This window comes from Achromobacter sp. GbtcB20, assembly GCF_019091095.1.
Taxonomy (GTDB): Bacteria; Pseudomonadota; Gammaproteobacteria; order Burkholderiales; family Burkholderiaceae_B; genus Achromobacter; species Achromobacter mucicolens.
The window spans coordinates 19,139-35,410 of the sequence record NZ_JAGXJZ010000011.1; the positions used below are offsets into that span (position 1 = coordinate 19,139).

A 16,272-nucleotide genomic window follows, 5' to 3' on the forward strand; every position below is an offset into this window, starting at 1 on the left:
TTGGCCCGCCGCACCCATCAAGGAGACTCCCAAATGACAGCACTGTCCCATCCCCTCGCCCGTCCCGACCTGCTGCGCGACGCCTGCTACATCAACGGCAAGTGGGTTGGCGCCGGCGAAGGCGCATCGATCCCCGTCGACAATCCGTCCACCGGCAAGACCATCGTGTCGGTGCCCAAGCTGGGCCGCAAGGAAACCGAACAGGCCATCGCCAGCGCCCAGGCCGCGCTGCCCGCCTGGGCCGCCAAGACCGGCAAGGAACGCGCCGCGATCCTGCTGAAGTGGGCGCAACTGATGATGCAGAACCAGAAAGACCTGGCTGCCATCATGACGTCCGAACAGGGCAAGCCCGTCACCGAGGCGGCCGGCGAAATCGCCTACGCGGCCTCGTTCCTGGAGTGGTTTGCCGAGGAAGCCAAGCGCGTCGACGGCGACATCCTGCAAAGCCCCAAGGCCGGCCAACGCCTGGTGGCGCTCAAGCAGCCCATCGGCGTCACCGCCGCGATCACGCCCTGGAACTTCCCGGCCGCGATGATCACCCGAAAGGCCGGCCCGGCCCTGGCCGCCGGCTGCACCATGATCGTCAAGCCCGCCCAGCAGACGCCGCTGACCGCGCTGGCGCTGGCCGTGCTGGCCGAAGAGGCCGGCGTGCCGGCCGGCGTCTTTCACGTCATCACCGGCAGCTCGCGCGACATCGGCGCGGCCCTGTGCGAAAGCGACGTGGTGCGCAAGCTGAGCTTCACCGGCTCGACTGAAGTCGGCCGCACGCTGATGGAGCAATGCGCGCCCACCATCAAGAAGCTGTCGCTCGAACTGGGCGGCAACGCGCCCTTCATCGTGTTCGGCGACGCCGACCTGGACCGCGCGGTCGACGGCATTCTGGCCTCGAAATACCGCAATGCCGGCCAGACCTGCGTGTGCGCCAACCGCATCTACGTGCAGGCCGGCGTGTACGAGGAAGTCGCCAAGCGCCTGGTCGACAAGGTCAACGCCATGAAGGTGGGCGACGGCTTTGAAGACGGCGTGACGCAGGGTCCGCTGATCGACCGCAACGCGGTCGAGAAGGTGCAGGAGCACATCGCCGACGCCACCTCGCACGGCGCCAAGGTCATCGCGGGCGGCAAGCCGCACGCGAAGGGCGGCACGTTCTTCGAACCCACCGTGGTGCGCGACGTGACGCAATCGATGCGCTTTGCCAGCGAGGAAACCTTCGGCCCGGTCGCGCCGCTGTTCCGCTTCGAGTCCGAGGACGAAGTCATCGGCATGGCCAACGACACCATCTTCGGCCTGGCCGCGTACTTCTTCACGCGCGACTACGCCCGCATCTGGCGCGTGTCCGAAGCGCTGGAATACGGCATCGTCGGCATCAACACCGGTCTCATCTCCAACGAGGTCGGCCCGTTCGGCGGCGTCAAGCAGTCGGGCCTTGGCCGCGAAGGCTCCAAGTACGGCATCGAAGAGTACCTGGAGATCAAGTACCTCTGCGTCGACCTCGGCGCATGAAACCAGGCGCGCGCGGCGGCCCGCCGCGCGCGCCTGTCGACCGCGTGGCCGATGTGCGCGCCGTGTTCATTCCGATACCATCCAGGCGTGTTAGATTTGCGCGTTCCCTGGAAGAGTCCGTATGAGCAGAACCTTCACCCTTGAGGACACCCGCAGGCTGGCGGCCATCCTGGCGGAAACCGCGCAGGCGGAAGTCATGCCGCGGTTTCGCAACCTGCCAGAAGGCGCCGTGCGCGGCAAGACCTCCCCGCGCGATCTGGTCACCGACGCCGACGAGGCCGCCGAACGCCTGATCGCCGCGCGACTGGCCAAGCTGCATCCCGGCGCCGTGCTGATCGGCGAAGAAGCCTCGGCGCGCAATCCCGCCCTCTTGAACATGCTGGTCGACGCCGACCTCGCATTCCTCATCGACCCCATCGACGGCACGCGCAACTACGTCGCGGGCCTGCCGCTGTTCGGCATGATGATCGCGGCCTGCCATCGCGGCGACGTGATCGCTGGCGTGATCTACGACCCGGTCAGCCGCGACAGCGCGCTGGCGGTGCGCGGCGAAGGCGCCTGGCTGGAATTCGAAAACGGCAAGCGGGCGCCGCTGGCGGTTGCCAGCCCCGCGCCCCCGCATGACATGGACGGCATGATCTCCACCGGCGCCCTGCCCGAGCCGCTGCGTACCACCGTCAATGGCAACCTCTCGCAGCTGGGCAGCACAGCCTCGCTGCGCTGCGCCGCGCACGAATACCGCATGCTTGCCGCGGGCCATTGCCATGTGGCGCTGTACAACCAGCTGACCGCGTGGGATCACGCTGCCGGCTGGCTGCTGCATCGGGAAGCGGGCGGCTATGCGGCGCATTTCGACGGCTCGCCCTACAAGCCCACCCACCGCACGGGCGGATTGCTCTACGCCCCTGACGCCGGAAGCTGGCATGCGGCGCGCAAGGCGCTGCTGGGGGACGCATTGGAATCCATCGAGACTTGACAGCGCGCTTGAAACCACCCCGAAAAACTGGGGTTATCCCTAGGAGTTATCCCCAGTTCCTGTGGACAACCCTATGGAAAGGTCTGTAACCGGCCGAAAAAAGCGTTGCCGGGCAAGCACTTGCTTAGACCGCTCAAAAACCGGCCGACCCGCTTCTTCTTAAAGCGCTTCCAGCGCCACCGCGCAGGGCAGTTCCACTTTCAGGGTCAGCAGGCTGTCGGCGCGGGTGCGTCCCAGATTGATGGCGGCGATGGGCAAGCCGTTACGCGACGCGGCGGTGACGAAGCGGTAGCCCGAATACACCATCAGGGACGAGCCCACCACCAGCACCGCGTCGGCGCTTTCCAGGCCCGCATTGGCGCGCTCCACGCGCTCGCGCGGGACCGTCTCGCCGAAGAACACCACGTCGGGCTTGACGATGCCGCCGCAGCGCGGACAGGGCGGCACCGCGAACCGCGAGAAGTCGTGGCCGTCCAGGTCGGCGTCGCCGTCGGGCGCATCGCTGGCCTCCAGCTGCATCCAGTCCGGATTCAGCGCGTGCAGTTTTTCCTGCCAGTCGTGGCGGCCGCCCCGCCAGTCGCAGTTCATGCAGCGCACGGCGTCCAGGCGGCCGTGCAGGTCCACGACATCGCGGCTGCCCGCGGCCTCGTGCAGGCCGTCCACGTTCTGGGTCACCAGGATGTCGACGTTGCCGCGCGCCTGCAGACGCGCCAGCGCCAGATGGGACGCGTTGGGCCGAACGTGCCCGAAGCGGCGCCAGCCCACCATGCTGCGCGCCCAATAGCGCGCGCGGGCCAGTTCGCCGCCCATGAACATCTGCAGCGTCATGGGCGGCTGGCGTTTCCATTCGCCTTCGGTGTCGCGATAGTCAGGGATGCCCGAGTCGGTGCTGACGCCGGCCCCGGTCAGGACGAAGAGCCGCGGATGGCGGTCGATGAAGCCGCGCAGCGCGGCCAGCTCCGGAACTGCTGTATCCAATCCTCGCTCCTCGAATTGACGCACCCGCGATGGCCACACCCGCGCGCCGCAGCTCGCGCCGCGCGAGCCGCGGCCCTCAGCCGCCCAGCCCGCAATCGGGCATGTCGCTGACCAGGCTTGCCTGCGTCACATTGCTGCCCGGCGGCACGCTGCGCGTGAGCCACACATTGCCGCCAATGGTCGATCCCTTGCCGATCGTCACGCGGCCCAGGATCGTGGCGCCCGCGTAGATCACGACATCGTCCTCGATCAGCGGGTGGCGCGCCAGGCCCTTCTTGAGTTCGCCGTTTTCGCCAGGCGGGAAGCGCTTGGCGCCCAGCGTGACCATCTGGTAGAGCCGCACGCGGTCGCCAATGATGGCGGTTTCGCCAATCACGACGCCCGTGCCGTGGTCGATGAAAAAGCTGCGGCCGATGGTCGCGCCCGGATGAATGTCGATGCCGGTGTCGGCGTGAGCGATCTCGGCCACGATACGCGCCAGCATCGGCACGCCCAGGCGATACAGGACATTGGCAAGACGATGATGGATCATTGCCGCCACGCCGGGATAGCACAGCAGCACTTCGTCCACGTTGTGCGCGGCCGGGTCGCCCTGATAGGCGGCCATCACATCCAGGTCGAGCGCGGCGCGCACGGCCGGCAGTTGGGCGCCGAACTGGCGCACGATCTCCGTGGCACGCTGTTGCGTGTCGGCCTGCAGGGCCGGGTCATGCCGGCCTTCGTATTGCAGTTCCAGACAGACCTGATGCAGCAGCGCATCGAGCGCGGCGCCAATGGTGTGGCCGACGTAGAAGTCCTCGACTTCCTCGCGCAGGTCGATGGGACCCAGGCGCATCGGGAACAAGGCGCCACAGAGATCCTTGACGATCTGGCGCAGGCTCTCTTGAGAAGGGAACTCGCGCAACCCGGCATCGTCGCGCAGGCGGCCGCGCGGGCCGCGCCAGGCGACGCGGGCCTCACGCAGGCCGGACACGATGCCGTCCAGGTTCCAGTGCGCGGTGGGGAAATGGGTGGGGCCGCTCATTGCCGGACTCCGGACAGGGAGCCGGCGGTTCCGGCAGTCGGATGGATAACGAACATGGGTTTGCCTCGCTGACGGTGCGAAGCCCCCGGGGCAAGGCTCCGGGCAATGCTGCTTCGCAATAATTCCGTCAACTGTAACCGCTCTGGCGCGCAGGCCGAAAGTCATCCGATATGGCGTTGGGGTTATGCCGTTGCCGGCTCGACCTCGTAGCCCTGCGGATTGCCCTGCTGCCAGCGCCACCCGTCCGCGCACATGGCGTCCACGCCGTGCGTGCTGGACCAGCCCAACAGCGACGCCGCCAGCGCCGGATCGGCCCACATGCGCTCGACATCGCCCGGCCGCCGCGGCAGGACGCGCAGCGGAATCTTGCAGCCATTGACACGCTCGAACGCGTGGACCAGTTCCATCACGCTGGTGCCCTGCCCCGTTCCCAGGTTGACCGCCACGAACCCCGGATGGGTTTCCGCATAGGTCAGCGCCTGCACATGGCCGCGCGCCAGATCCATGACGTGCAGGTAATCGCGCACGCCGGTGCCGTCGGGCGTGTCGTAGTCGTCGCCGAACACGCGCAAAAACGGCTGGCGCCCCACCGCCACCTGCGTGATGAACGGAAAGAGATTGTTGGGCAGGTCGCGCGGGCTCTCGCCGATCAATCCGCTGGGATGCGCGCCGATGGGATTGAAGTAGCGCAGCGTGACGGCGCTGAAGGCGGGATCGGCCACGCAGACGTCCTTCAGCATTTCCTCGACCATCAGCTTGGTGCGGCCATACGGATTGGCCGGCGCCAGCGGATGGGCCTCGGTGAACGGCAGGTATTGCGGTTCGCCGTACACCGTGGCCGACGAGCTGAACACCAGCCGCGACACGCCCGCCTCACGCATGGTGCGCAAGAGAACGAGCGAACCCTGCACGTTGTTGTCGTAATACTTGAGCGGGTTCGCCACCGATTCGCCCACCGCCTTGCACCCGGCCAGGTGCAGCACCGACTGCACGGGCATGCCGCGTGCCGCCGCCTGCGCCAGCACGCCGGCCACCAGCCCGGGCGAACGGATGTCGCCTTCGACCAGCGGGATCGGCGTGCCGCAAAGCTGCTCCACGCGGCGCACGGCCTCGCGGCTGCCGTTGCTGAAGTTGTCCAGCACCAGCGGCCGCAGGCCGGCGGCGATCATCGCCACCAGCGTGTGGGTGCCGATATACCCTGCGCCGCCCGTCACCAGCACGTGCGTGTCCGGCATGTCGATGCTCCGTCAGAGATGGGCCGCCATGCCCGGCACCCACGCATGGCGGGGACGCGGGGCCTGCGCATGGCTGCGGTAGCGGTCGATCCAGTACGACGTGGAGGCATCATGGCCCCAGTCGACCACGCCCGCCGACACCGGCACCGCCAGCTCGCGCTCGATGCCGCTGGCAAGCCGCTTGCCCAGTTCCACGCCGTACTGGTCGAAGGGGTTGATGCCCCAGACCACGCTCTGCACGAACACCTTGTGCTCGTACAGGGCCAGCAGCGCGCCCAGGCTGCGCGGATCGAGCTGGCGCAGGACGATCAGCGTCGACGGCCGGCCGCCCGGATGCACCATGTGCTGCGCCAACGTCAGCGCGCGCTCCTGGTTGTCGATGTGCGCCACGTCCAGCATCGCCTGCTCCAGGCTCTTGCCGCGCAACAGCGCCTGGCGCTGCGCGAGGCAGTTGGCCAGCAGCATGCGATGCGCATCGGGGCTGTCGGCATGCCCTTGCAGGCTGGCGATGAAGTCGACCGGCGCGCCTTCCTCGCTTTGATGCAGCCACTGGAAGAACGTGTGCTGGCCGTCGGTGCCCGGCATGCCCCAGATGATGGGGGCCGTCGGCACGCCGACTGCCGAGCCATCGCCCGCGACCCGCTTGCCCAGCGATTCCATCTCCAGCTGCTGCAGATAGGTCACCAGGTGCAAGAGGCGCCCGCTATAGGCCGCGACGTTCAGCGAGTTGAATCCCAGCACGCTGCAATTGACCAGCCCGGCCAGCGCCAGTTGCACCGGCGCGTTGGCTGCGAACGGCGTCTGCAGGAAATGCTGGTCCATCGCCTCGGCGCCCGCGCGCATGCCGATCAGCACGTCCACGCCCACCGTCAGCGCGATCGACAAGCCGGCGACCGACCAGACGGAATAGCGCCCGCCCACCCAGTCGCACATCTTGAAGACCTGGCTGGACGGCACGCCCAGCGCGCGCGCGGCCGGCGCATTGGCGGTGACCGCCGCCAGATGGTCGGACACGTCGGCCACCCCGCCCTGCTTGAGCCATGCAATGGCGGCGCGGGCGTTGTGCAGCGTTTCCGTCGTGGTGAAGGATTTGGACGACACCACCACCAGCGTGCGGCGCGGGTCCAGCCCGGCCACGGCGTCATGGAACGCATGGCCGCAGATGTTGGAGACAAAGCGGATCTGCCGGCGCTGCAGCGGTCCGCCGAAGGCCTGCACCGCCAGGCGCGGGCCCCAGTCGCTGCCGCCGATGCCGATGTGCAGGACGGTGGAGAAGTCCGCCGTCTGGTCCACGCGCCGCACAAAGTCGGTCATGCGCGAATACTCGCAGACGGAATCCGCGTCCTGCCCTTCGGGCTGTTCGCGCGTGCGTCCCGCGCGCAGCGCGGTATGCCATGCCGCGCGGTTTTCAGTCCAGTTGACCGGTTCCCCGGCAAACAGCGCGCGGCGCGCCTCTTCCAGTCCGCGCGCCTGCAGCAGCGCCATGCCGGCGCCGTCCAGCGACGGCGACTGGCGCTGCATGGTCAGGTCCACGCACAAGCCTGCCGCCTCGATCACCTTGAGCGCACTGGCGTCCAGTTCGGCGTTCTGCGCAGCCTGCGCGAAAGCCATCCACTCGGGGCTGTTTGCCAGTCCGGAGTCTGCCCTTAACGCCTCAATCGCCTGTTGAGCCTTTCCCATCGCGTGATGCTCCTTAGAACGGTAAACGAATGTGAGGTGCAATGCGCTTGAACGCCTTGCGAAAGTCCTCCTCGATACGAGCCAGCGCGGCCACGTTGTCTCCTTCGAACCGGAGTACCACCGTTGGCGTGGTGTTGGACGGTCGCGCAAGGCCGAAGCCATCCGCGTAATCCACACGGATCCCGTCGAGCTCGTTGATCGACACTGCGCCGGGGAACTCCCCTTGATCGCGCAGCGCCTGCACAAGCTCGACGCCTTCCGTGGTCTCCAGTTTCAATTCGGGGGTGGCGCAGGACTGCGGCAAGCTTTCCAGCAAAGCCGAGGGGTCCGGCGCCGACGAGAGGATTTCCAGCAGGCGGGCGGCGGCGTAGATACCGTCGTCAAAGCCATACCAGCGCTCCTTGAAGAAAATGTGGCCGCTCATCTCTCCAGCAAGTAGCGCTCCCGACTCCCGCATCTTGGCCTTTATCAGGGAATGCCCTGTCTTCCACATGGTCGCCTTGCCGCCCGCCTCGGTGATGGCGCGGGCCACATGGCGGCTGCATTTCACGTCGTAGATCACCTCGGCGCCCGGGTTGCGCGCCAGCACGTCGCGGGCGAACAGGATCAGCTGGCGATCCGGCCAGATGATCTGTCCCGATTTTGTGACCACGCCCAGCCGGTCGCCGTCGCCGTCGAACGCCAGGCCCACCTCGCAATCCGAATAGCGCAGGCAATAGATCAGGTCCTGCAGGTTGTGGGGATCAGCCGGATCCGGGTGATGCCCCGGAAAAGAGCCATCCACTTCGCAGAACAGTTCGGTGACCTCGCAGCCAAGCGCCCGAAATAGCCCCGGCGCCACCGCGCCCGCCACGCCACTGCCGCAATCGATGGCGATCTTCATGGGCCGCGCCATGCGGATGTCGCCCACCAGGCGCGCCGCGTAGCACGGGGTGATCTGCATCTGCGTGCGCCCGCCCGCCACGGGCGCCGAATCGATCGGCTCGCGCATCGCATCGCGCAGCGCCGTCAGCCCGTCGCCGTACAACGAACCGCCCTCCATCACGATCTTGAAGCCGTTGTGCGTGGGCGGGTTATGGCTGCCCGTCACCGCAATGCCGGTGCCGGTGTCCATCAGCCGGGTCGTGAAATACACCATCGGCGTGGTCGCCATGCCGATATCGATGACGTGCATGCCCGCCGAACGCAGCCCCGCCTGCAACGCCGCGGACAGTTCGACGCTGCTCAGCCTGCCATCGCGGCCCACCACGATCGACCGCACGCCCTGCTCGTGGGCCTTGGCGCCCACCGCCATCCCCAGGCTGTGGGCAAACCTTGCATCCAATTCGTCCGGTACTGTTCCCCGTATGTCGTAGGCCTTGAAAACCGCATCCAGAATCTGCGGCGTGTCCCAGCCAAAAGTTCCGTGCATGCCAGTTTCTCCGGGTGGCGTTCACTTGGGACCGTTGTGTTTGAAATCACCGTAGTACGCCGCACGGGAGTAGCGATAACCGCCGTACTTGGACCGGAAGCCAAAGCGTTCCGGCATCAGCTTCAAGCCATTGAAGAGCACGCCGTCCACCGGGGCGCCCGCCTGGATCAGGCGCTTGGCCGTCTCGCGGATCTCGCCCACGGTGTTCATGCCGGACCGCACCACCACCATGACGGCCGCGGCGTGCGTGCCGACCACAGCCGCGTCGGGCGAGGACAGCACGGGCGCGGTGTCCAGGATCACCATGTCGTACTGCGTGGCCAGTTCCCGCAGGGTTTCGCCGAAGACGGGCGACGCCAGCAGCTCGGACGGATCGAAGGTGACGGCGCCCGTGGCGATGAAGTCCACGCCCTCGGACACGCTGTGCTTTCTGACGCGGCTGAGCGGGATCGTGCCGGTCAGCACTTCGAACAGGCCATCTTCCTTGGGCACGCCGAAATACCGGTTGAGCTGGCCCTTGCGGAAGTCGGCATCGATCAGCAGCACGCGCTTGCCGACGCCGCCCTGGATGAAGGCAAAATTTGCAGACAGGAAGGATTTACCCACGCCCGCCACCGGCCCCGTGAACATGACCATGTTGTTGGCCGACTGGCGCAGCGAGGCCTGCAGCACGTTGCGGAACGACCGCAAGCTTTCGATGGGTGGCGAGTTGCCCTGGCTCTGGGCCAGCAGCGCGGGCACGGTGGCGTTCTTGCGCCGGCTGCGGCGCCAGAGCTTGTCCTGCACGTCGCTGTACGGAATGGCCGCCAGCACCGGCAGGCCGGTATGGCGCTCGACGTCTTCCGGCTCGGACAGGCCGCCGAACAGGGCGTTGCGCACGAACGCGCACAGGATGGCGAAGATCAGGCCGGCCGCGGTGGCCACGCCAATGATGATCGCGGCCTTCGGACGCACCGGCTTGTCGGGCTGCACGGCTGCATCCAGGATGCGCACGTTGCCCACCTTGCCGGCGCGGATCAGCTTGAGCTGTTGCGTGTTGTTGAGCAGCGCCGTGTACAGCTCGGTGTTGACGCGCACGTCACGCACCAGGCGCACCACGTCCTGTTCCAGATCGGGCAGCTGCTTGATGTTGTTGCCCAGGCGGTTGACGTCGCCGGTCAAGGACGCGATCTGACGGTCGATGCCCACGATGCTCGGGTGCGTCGGCGCAAAACGCGTGATCAGTTCCTGGCGCTTCTGGCGCAGTTCCATCACGCGAGTCTGCGCATCCACCGACTGCCCGAGGATCAGCTTGGCCTCTTCGCTCAGGTCGATCGTGCCGCGCTTGTTGCGCAACTGGTTGTACTTGGTTTCCGCGGCGTCCAGCTCGGCCTTCAGCTGCGGCAGCTGCTGCTCCAGGAACACCAGCGACTTCTCGGCCTGGGCCGACTTGCGGTTCACGTTCTGCTGCACGTATTCCTGGCCGATCTGGTTCAGCACCGCGGTCGTCAGCGCCGGATCGTTGCCCTCCAGGGTGACGCCGATCACGCCCGACGTACGCCCGCGCTCAAAGATGCCCAGGTGCGACTGCACGTTCTCGATGGCCGCCAGGCGCGAGCTGCGCGACACGGTGAACTCGGTGCCCGGACGGCCCGACAACGCGTCCACATGCACGTCCATGGCGCCGCCGCCCGGCAGCAGGAAGCGTTCGGGCTTGCCCACCGTGCCGGTGAACGTTGCGCCGGTCAGCTTGTCGCTGAGCGTGTAGCGGCCTTCGCCCAGCGTGGTCAGGCGAAACGGCTTGCCCAGCCATTCGTTGGGCACGTCCAGCTGCGAGATCGCGATGGTCTCGCCGCCCCACGCATAGCCGCCGCGCGGCAAGCCGGACGGATACGGCAGGCTTTCATAGCGCTGCGCAAGCCACTCGCCCACCACGGGGAAATAGCGCGGCTTGGCGTGGATGTAGAGCAGGAATTTGTCGACCGCGGGACCGACGACCATGCGCGAACGCAGCACTTCCATTTCGCCGGACGTTTCCGCCTTGGTATCGAACATCGACGACACATCGCCCAGCAGGCTTCGCGCCTGCCCGTTCGGAAGCTCCTCCTCGACCTGCACGATGATGTCAGCCGAATAGACCGACGGCGTCACCATCACGTAGGCCAGCGCGCCGAGAAACGCAAACAGGGTGATCGCAATGATCATCCAGCGGTTGGAAAAAATGGCGTCCACGTGGGACGACAAGGGGGTTTCCTGCTGACGGGCCGGTACTGACGGCTCGAACGATTCGATGGGCAACGACATGCAGCTCTCCAGGAGAGGGCGCCGCCGCGGTAGCGGCGCCCCCAAAGGCGGGTTTTTCAGGCGGACTAATCGATGGACTTGACGGTCTGTACGGTTTGCGCGCTCGGGAACAGGTTGCTGATGAAGCGGTTCCACCGCACCAGGCTGGCCGTATCCACGAACACGACGTCTTTGGGTTGCAATTCAAACTTCGCGCCGACCGCAAGGGCTTGCGGCGATGCGGCGTTCAAGTGGTAGACCAAAGGCTTTGCCTCCTCCGTGGCGCGCACGACGAAAATTTGCGAAGGGTCGGCCGTGAGCTGGTTCGGCCCGCCCGCCAGGCCCAGTGCTTCGGTCAGCGACATGCGGCCATCGCGCATGACCGAGGCGCCGGGCAGGAAGACTTCGCCCATCACGAACACCTTGCTGTCGTCGCGCGGCGTGACTCTCACGATGTCCCCTGCCTTGAGCATGACCTGGTTCAGATCCTGGCCGCGCTCGATCAGCGCGGGAAGGTTCACGCGAGTACGACGGCCATCGCGGATCACATAGACCGCACTGCGATCGCCGGTAGGCAGAATGCCTCCGGCCCTGTTGAGCGCTTCCAACAGGGTCATGGGAACATCGTTGATCGCAACCGTGCCCGGCGTCGTTACCTCGCCATCGACGAAGATGCGCTTGCTGCGAAATCCCAGAACGCGTACGGTGATCTGCGGGTCCTGTATGTACTTGCTAGAACTGTTGACTATGAGATTGCGCGCCTGAAGTTCAGTCAACCCCGCCACTTTCAGCAGTCCCGTATACGGAAACTGGATATATCCCGTGGATGAGACCGTATAGCCCGGAATGCCCGAGGCGGTATCCCCGATGGCTAATTCCGTTGCCCCTGATCCGATGGCGTAGGTTTGCGTCGGAAGCACGAGCTCGGGGTGATCCCACACGACGATCGACAGGATGTCTCCCGGTCCGATGAGGTAGGGACCGGGCTTGCCAACCAGGTGGCCAATGCCTTCGTTGTCCAGCAGCGCTTCACGCGCGCGCTGCTCATCAAGCACCAGCGACGGCGTGATTTCCTTGATGACAGCCTTGGAGTTCGGGTCCAGCGGATCCGCGAGTTGATTGGCGCTGAACGTCATGCCGGGAGACAAGGCGCAAGCGCTCAGCGAGGACACGAGCGCGATAGCGGCTATGGCTCGGCTCAACGTTCCGAAAAGTGTAGTCATGGCGAATCCACTGTGAATGACTTCGTTGCTTGGAAAGGAGCCCGATGCGTAACGGGTTGAGACATTCCACACGCTTTTCCTAGTCCCGCACATTCGACGGATGCCCTAAGCCTTCTCCTACATCGTTTGGAGGTTTCGGGTGCGTTGCGCTCTCAATAAGATTTTGTCGGTAGCCACATGCTTTGCGGCACTGCACAGTCGTTGCTTGCCGCAGGGCGCTTCCCCCGAACAGGAGTGCGCGATGGACCCGTCCCAAACGGACACGTCGGCAAGGTTCAGCGGAGCAAGCTATCTGTATCGCTTGCTCGACGCCGCGATCGTCATCACCTGCGGCCTGACTGCCACCGGTTTGAAATTCTCGGAAGAGGCCTTGACGGATCCTCCGCAGATTCATCTGTTCCTGATCTACCTTTGCGGCCTGGGTGCGATCGCGATCTTCCCGGCCTTCCGCCTGTATGTGTCGTGGCGCGGACGCCTCCTGACCGATTTGGTGGTGCGCAGCCTGGCTGCGTGGGCCACCGTGTTCGCGTTGGGCATCTTCGTCAGTTTTCTCATGCACCAGACCGGCGCGATATCCCGCTTATGGGCTGCAACCTGGTTCGGCATGACGGCGCTGGCGCTGGCCGGCGTGCGCATCGCCGTCTATGCGGCGCTGGGCGCGGCGCGCGATCGCGGCATGGACAAGAAGCGCGTGCTGCTGGTGGGCTTTGGCGCGTTGGGCCACGACATGTGGCGCCGCGTGGAAAAGTACCGCGAGGCTGGCTACCAGATATCGGGGATCTACGCCGAACCGCATGAGATCCTGCCCCCGCAGGTCCGCCGTCTGCATGACCTGGACAACCTGACCACCTTCGTGCGCGAAAACAACGTGCGCGAAATCTGGATCGTGCTGCCGATGGAAGCCGGCCAGGAGCTGCGAGAGGTGCTCTATCACCTGCGCAACGACCTGGTGGACATCCGCTGGATTCCCGATGTCATGTCCATTCAGCTGCTGGGCCATCGCATCGGCGAATTCCTGGGGCTGCCCGCCATCCAGTTGAACAGTCTGCCAGCCGCCGGCGTGCGCGGCTGGGCCAAGGAGGCCTTCGACCGCAGCTTTGCGCTGTGCGCGCTGATTGGCCTGGCGCCCGTGATGCTGACCGTGGCCTTGCTGATCAAGCTGACCTCGCGCGGCCCGGTCTTTTTCACGCAGCCGCGTCTGGGCGTGGACGGCAAGGTGTTCCACGTCTACAAGTTCCGCACCATGACCGTGCACCAGGAACAGGGCGTGGTCACGCAAGCCACGCGCAACGACAGCCGCGTCACGCGCATCGGCGGTTTCCTGCGCCGCACCAGCCTGGACGAGCTGCCGCAGTTCCTGAACGTGCTGATGGGCGACATGTCGGTGGTGGGCCCGCGCCCGCATGCGCTGGAGCACAACGAAATGTACAAGGACCTGGTGCAACGCTACATGATGCGCCATCGCGTCAAGCCGGGCATCACCGGCTGGGCGCAGGTCAACGGCTTTCGCGGGCAGACCGACACGCTGCGCAAGATGAGCGACCGCGTCGAGCACGACATCTACTACATCCAGCATTGGACGTTCCGGATGGATCTGCTGATCATCGCGCGCACGGCGGTATCGGGTTGGACGGGCCGCAATGTCTACTAAACCGTTGGGATGGCCTGTGCGCGAAGCGCCGGCGCCGCGGGGCGGAGTGCTGGCCCGCGCGGACTTCCGCCAGGCGGTGGAGATGCTGCCGCTGGTGTCGATCGACCTGCTGCTGCGCGACGGCGCCGGCAACTACCTGACCGGGCTGCGCGCCAATCCGCCCGCGCAGGGCGCGTGGTTCGTGCCCGGCGGCCGGATCCGCAAGAACGAATCCCTGCAGCGCGCGCTGCGCCGCATCGTCCAGGACGAGCTGGGCCTCTCGCTGCCCGATCTCGCCTGGACGCCGCGCGGCGTGTACGAACACTTCTATGGCACGAATTTCGCGGGTGAGGCGGGTCGCTCCACCCACTACGTCGTCCTCGCCTACGAGGCCGAGCTTTCTCTGGATACCGCAAGCCTTCCCTTGGCGCAGCACAGCGGCTACCGCTGGCTGCCCGGGGAAGTGATCGCCGCCGATCCCGGCGTGCATCCGTACACCCAGGCCTACTTCAAGGAGTGAGAGCCATGACCAACCCCCGTCCCCCGTACCGGGCTGTGATTCTTTGCGGCGGTTCAGGCTCGCGCCTGTGGCCGCTGTCGCGCGAACTGCTGCCGAAGCAGTTCATCCGTTTGACCGATGACCGCAGCCTGTTGCAGAACACCCTGCGGCGGCTGGACTCGGCCGGCGCGCAGGCCCGTCCCATCCTGGTCTGCAACGAAGCGCACCGCTACATTGCGGCGGAACAGGCCGAGGAGCTGGGCATCAAGGACGCCGAGGTCATCCTGGAGCCGTTCGCGCGCAACACCGCGCCGGCCATCGCCGCCGCCACGCTGCGGGCGATGCAGGATGGCGAAGACCCGATCATGCTCATCATGCCGTCGGACCACGTGCTGGAGGATGGCGAAGTGCTGAGCGCGGCCTTCGCCCAGGCGTACGACGCCGCCCGTCAGGGCGCGCTGGTGACATTCGGCATCAAGCCGACCGCGCCGCTCAGCGGATACGGCTACATCCAGGCCGACGAGCCCGGCGCCATGGCGCCCGCGCGCCGCGTGCGCCGGTTCGTGGAAAAGCCGTCGCCCGAGGTCGCCCAGCGCTTCATCGACGACGGCGGCTATTACTGGAACAGCGGCATGTTCGCCTTCCAGGCCTCGGTCTTCCTGGCCGAACTGGGGCGGCTGGCGCCCAAGATCCTGGAGCAGGCCGAGGCCGCCGTGCTCACCGGGCATGGCGACAACGGGCTCTTTCACCTGGACGGCCCGGCGTTCGAGGCCTGCCCCAGCGATTCGATGGACTACGCCATCATGGAGCGCACCGACAGCGCGGTGGTCATCCCGCTGGCGGCCTCGTGGAGCGACGTGGGCGCGTGGGACGCCGTCTGGGGCATCGCCCAGAAGTCGGTGGAAGGCAACTCCACCACGGGCGATGTCATGGTGGAGGATTCGCGCAACTGCCTCATCCATTCGACCAGCCGGCTGGTCGCCTCGGTGGGCCTGGACGACATCGTCGTCATCGAGACGGCCGACGCGGTCCTGGTGGCGCACAAGTCGCGCTCGCAGGACGTCAAGCGCCTGGTCGAGGTCTTCAAGGCGCAGCACCGCAGCGAGCTCAACCACCACCGCGAGGTCCAGCGGCCCTGGGGGTCGTACGACTCCGTTGGCCAGGGACCGCGCTACCAGGTCAAGCGCATCACCGTCAAACCCGGCGCGCGCCTGTCCTCGCAGATGCACCATCACCGTGCCGAGCACTGGATCGTGGTGTCCGGAACGGCCCGCATCTACAACGGCGACAAGCAGTACCTGCTGACCGAGAACCAGTCGACCTACATCCCGCTGGGCGAGATCCACAGCCTGGAGAACCCCGGGAAGATTCCGCTGGAGATCATCGAGGTGCAATCGGGCGCTTACCTGGGCGAAGACGACATCGTGCGATTCCAGGATATGTACGGTCGTGTCTGAGCAGGTTTCAGTTCCCTTCTGGCGCCCGGGCATGGCAAGGATTTGCCTGCCCGCGGCGGCCCTGTTTTTCATCGTGCTGGTCACGGTGGGCAACCTGCCAGGGCTGGCGGCGGACATGTCCGATGCCTTTGGCGACAAGCGGCTGCACCTGGCCGCCTACGCCTGCCTGACCGCGCTGATCTACCTGTCGGTGAACCGGCGTCCCGCGCTCGTGGCCATGCTGGCGGTTACCGCGTTGGGCGCGCTGGATGAATCAATCCAATCCTTTTTTCCCTACCGACAGGCGGATCTCTTAGACCTTTTGGCCGATATCTCAGCGGCTGGTGCAACAGTAATCTCTTTGCACATTGGTAACGCAGCCATCGGCTCCTTTCGTGCAGTCACTAAGTCTTAA

General features: G+C 66.1%; 13 protein-coding genes. 6 read left to right on the plus strand and 7 right to left on the minus strand.

Annotated features, from left to right (window positions below):
• Positions 1-33: 33 nt before the first annotated feature.
• Positions 34-1,503 carry an NAD-dependent succinate-semialdehyde dehydrogenase gene (locus tag KVT32_RS15590; protein ID WP_217618479.1) on the plus strand — a complete coding sequence of 490 codons (1,470 nt, stop codon included), beginning with the start codon at positions 34-36 and terminating at the stop codon, positions 1,501-1,503.
• 121 nt (positions 1,504-1,624) lie between these two features.
• Positions 1,625-2,479 (plus strand): inositol monophosphatase family protein, encoded by an 855-nt coding sequence (locus KVT32_RS15595; RefSeq protein WP_056323738.1) that lies wholly within the window; start codon positions 1,625-1,627, stop codon positions 2,477-2,479.
• 159 nt (positions 2,480-2,638) lie between these two features.
• Here KVT32_RS15595 and KVT32_RS15600 read toward each other — a convergent pair whose 3' ends face one another.
• From KVT32_RS15600 to KVT32_RS15630, 7 genes are all read right to left on the minus strand, one after another.
• Complete coding sequence (locus KVT32_RS15600; protein WP_175155893.1) at positions 2,639-3,457, minus strand: NAD-dependent protein deacetylase; 819 nt, start codon at positions 3,455-3,457, stop codon at positions 2,639-2,641.
• 76 nt (positions 3,458-3,533) lie between these two features.
• On the minus strand, positions 3,534-4,481 hold the full coding sequence (epsC, locus tag KVT32_RS15605; protein WP_056323730.1) for a serine O-acetyltransferase EpsC: 948 nt from the start codon (positions 4,479-4,481) through the stop codon (positions 3,534-3,536).
• Positions 4,482-4,663: 182 nt separating this feature from the next.
• The gene (galE, locus tag KVT32_RS15610) at positions 4,664-5,716 is read right to left on the minus strand and encodes a UDP-glucose 4-epimerase GalE (protein ID WP_056323728.1); all 1,053 of its coding nucleotides are present in this window, start codon (positions 5,714-5,716) and stop codon (positions 4,664-4,666) included.
• Positions 5,717-5,728: 12 nt separating this feature from the next.
• Positions 5,729-7,396 (minus strand): glucose-6-phosphate isomerase, encoded by a 1,668-nt coding sequence (gene pgi / locus KVT32_RS15615; RefSeq protein ID WP_056323725.1) that lies wholly within the window; start codon positions 7,394-7,396, stop codon positions 5,729-5,731.
• 13 nt (positions 7,397-7,409) lie between these two features.
• Entirely contained in the window at positions 7,410-8,807 is a 1,398-nt protein-coding gene (locus KVT32_RS15620) for a phosphomannomutase/phosphoglucomutase (RefSeq protein ID WP_217618480.1), read from the minus strand.
• A 21-nt stretch (positions 8,808-8,828) separates the two neighbouring features.
• Positions 8,829-11,090 carry a GNVR domain-containing protein gene (locus KVT32_RS15625; RefSeq protein ID WP_152384960.1) on the minus strand — a complete coding sequence of 754 codons (2,262 nt, stop codon included), beginning with the start codon at positions 11,088-11,090 and terminating at the stop codon, positions 8,829-8,831.
• 65 nt (positions 11,091-11,155) lie between these two features.
• Entirely contained in the window at positions 11,156-12,292 is a 1,137-nt protein-coding gene (locus KVT32_RS15630; RefSeq protein WP_062839163.1) for a polysaccharide biosynthesis/export family protein, read from the minus strand.
• A 241-nt stretch (positions 12,293-12,533) separates the two neighbouring features.
• Between KVT32_RS15630 and KVT32_RS15635 the strand changes: the two genes are divergently transcribed.
• Genes KVT32_RS15635 through KVT32_RS15650 form a run of 4 tightly spaced genes read left to right on the plus strand, consistent with a single transcriptional unit; the run spans position 12,534 to position 16,272 of the window.
• Complete coding sequence (locus KVT32_RS15635) at positions 12,534-13,943, plus strand: undecaprenyl-phosphate glucose phosphotransferase (RefSeq protein WP_056323712.1); 1,410 nt, start codon at positions 12,534-12,536, stop codon at positions 13,941-13,943.
• Between the two features lie 46 nt (positions 13,944-13,989).
• Positions 13,990-14,442 carry a GDP-mannose mannosyl hydrolase gene (locus tag KVT32_RS15640; RefSeq protein WP_056323709.1) on the plus strand — a complete coding sequence of 151 codons (453 nt, stop codon included), beginning with the start codon at positions 13,990-13,992 and terminating at the stop codon, positions 14,440-14,442.
• Positions 14,443-14,447: 5 nt separating this feature from the next.
• On the plus strand, positions 14,448-15,878 hold the full coding sequence (locus KVT32_RS15645) for a mannose-1-phosphate guanylyltransferase/mannose-6-phosphate isomerase (protein ID WP_056323706.1): 1,431 nt from the start codon (positions 14,448-14,450) through the stop codon (positions 15,876-15,878).
• 31 nt (positions 15,879-15,909) lie between these two features.
• Positions 15,910-16,272 carry a VanZ family protein gene (locus tag KVT32_RS15650; RefSeq protein ID WP_056324604.1) on the plus strand — a complete coding sequence of 121 codons (363 nt, stop codon included), beginning with the start codon at positions 15,910-15,912 and terminating at the stop codon, positions 16,270-16,272.

What these genes read in the sequence shown, in the direction of transcription:
- KVT32_RS15635 (WP_056323712.1), top strand. Translation starts at nt 12,534, where the DNA reads ATGGACCCGTCCCAAACGGACACGTCGGCAAGGTTCAGCGGAGCAAGC.
- KVT32_RS15650 (WP_056324604.1), top strand. Translation starts at nt 15,910, where the DNA reads ATGGCAAGGATTTGCCTGCCCGCGGCGGCCCTGTTTTTCATCGTGCTG.
- KVT32_RS15630 (WP_062839163.1), bottom strand. Translation starts at nt 12,292, where the DNA reads ATGACTACACTTTTCGGAACGTTGAGCCGAGCCATAGCCGCTATCGCG.
- KVT32_RS15620 (WP_217618480.1), bottom strand. Translation starts at nt 8,807, where the DNA reads ATGCACGGAACTTTTGGCTGGGACACGCCGCAGATTCTGGATGCGGTT.
- KVT32_RS15645 (WP_056323706.1), top strand. Translation starts at nt 14,448, where the DNA reads ATGACCAACCCCCGTCCCCCGTACCGGGCTGTGATTCTTTGCGGCGGT.
- KVT32_RS15625 (WP_152384960.1), bottom strand. Translation starts at nt 11,090, where the DNA reads ATGTCGTTGCCCATCGAATCGTTCGAGCCGTCAGTACCGGCCCGTCAG.
- epsC (WP_056323730.1), bottom strand. Translation starts at nt 4,481, where the DNA reads ATGAGCGGCCCCACCCATTTCCCCACCGCGCACTGGAACCTGGACGGC.
- pgi (WP_056323725.1), bottom strand. Translation starts at nt 7,396, where the DNA reads ATGGGAAAGGCTCAACAGGCGATTGAGGCGTTAAGGGCAGACTCCGGA.
- KVT32_RS15590 (WP_217618479.1), top strand. Translation starts at nt 34, where the DNA reads ATGACAGCACTGTCCCATCCCCTCGCCCGTCCCGACCTGCTGCGCGAC.
- galE (WP_056323728.1), bottom strand. Translation starts at nt 5,716, where the DNA reads ATGCCGGACACGCACGTGCTGGTGACGGGCGGCGCAGGGTATATCGGC.
- KVT32_RS15595 (WP_056323738.1), top strand. Translation starts at nt 1,625, where the DNA reads ATGAGCAGAACCTTCACCCTTGAGGACACCCGCAGGCTGGCGGCCATC.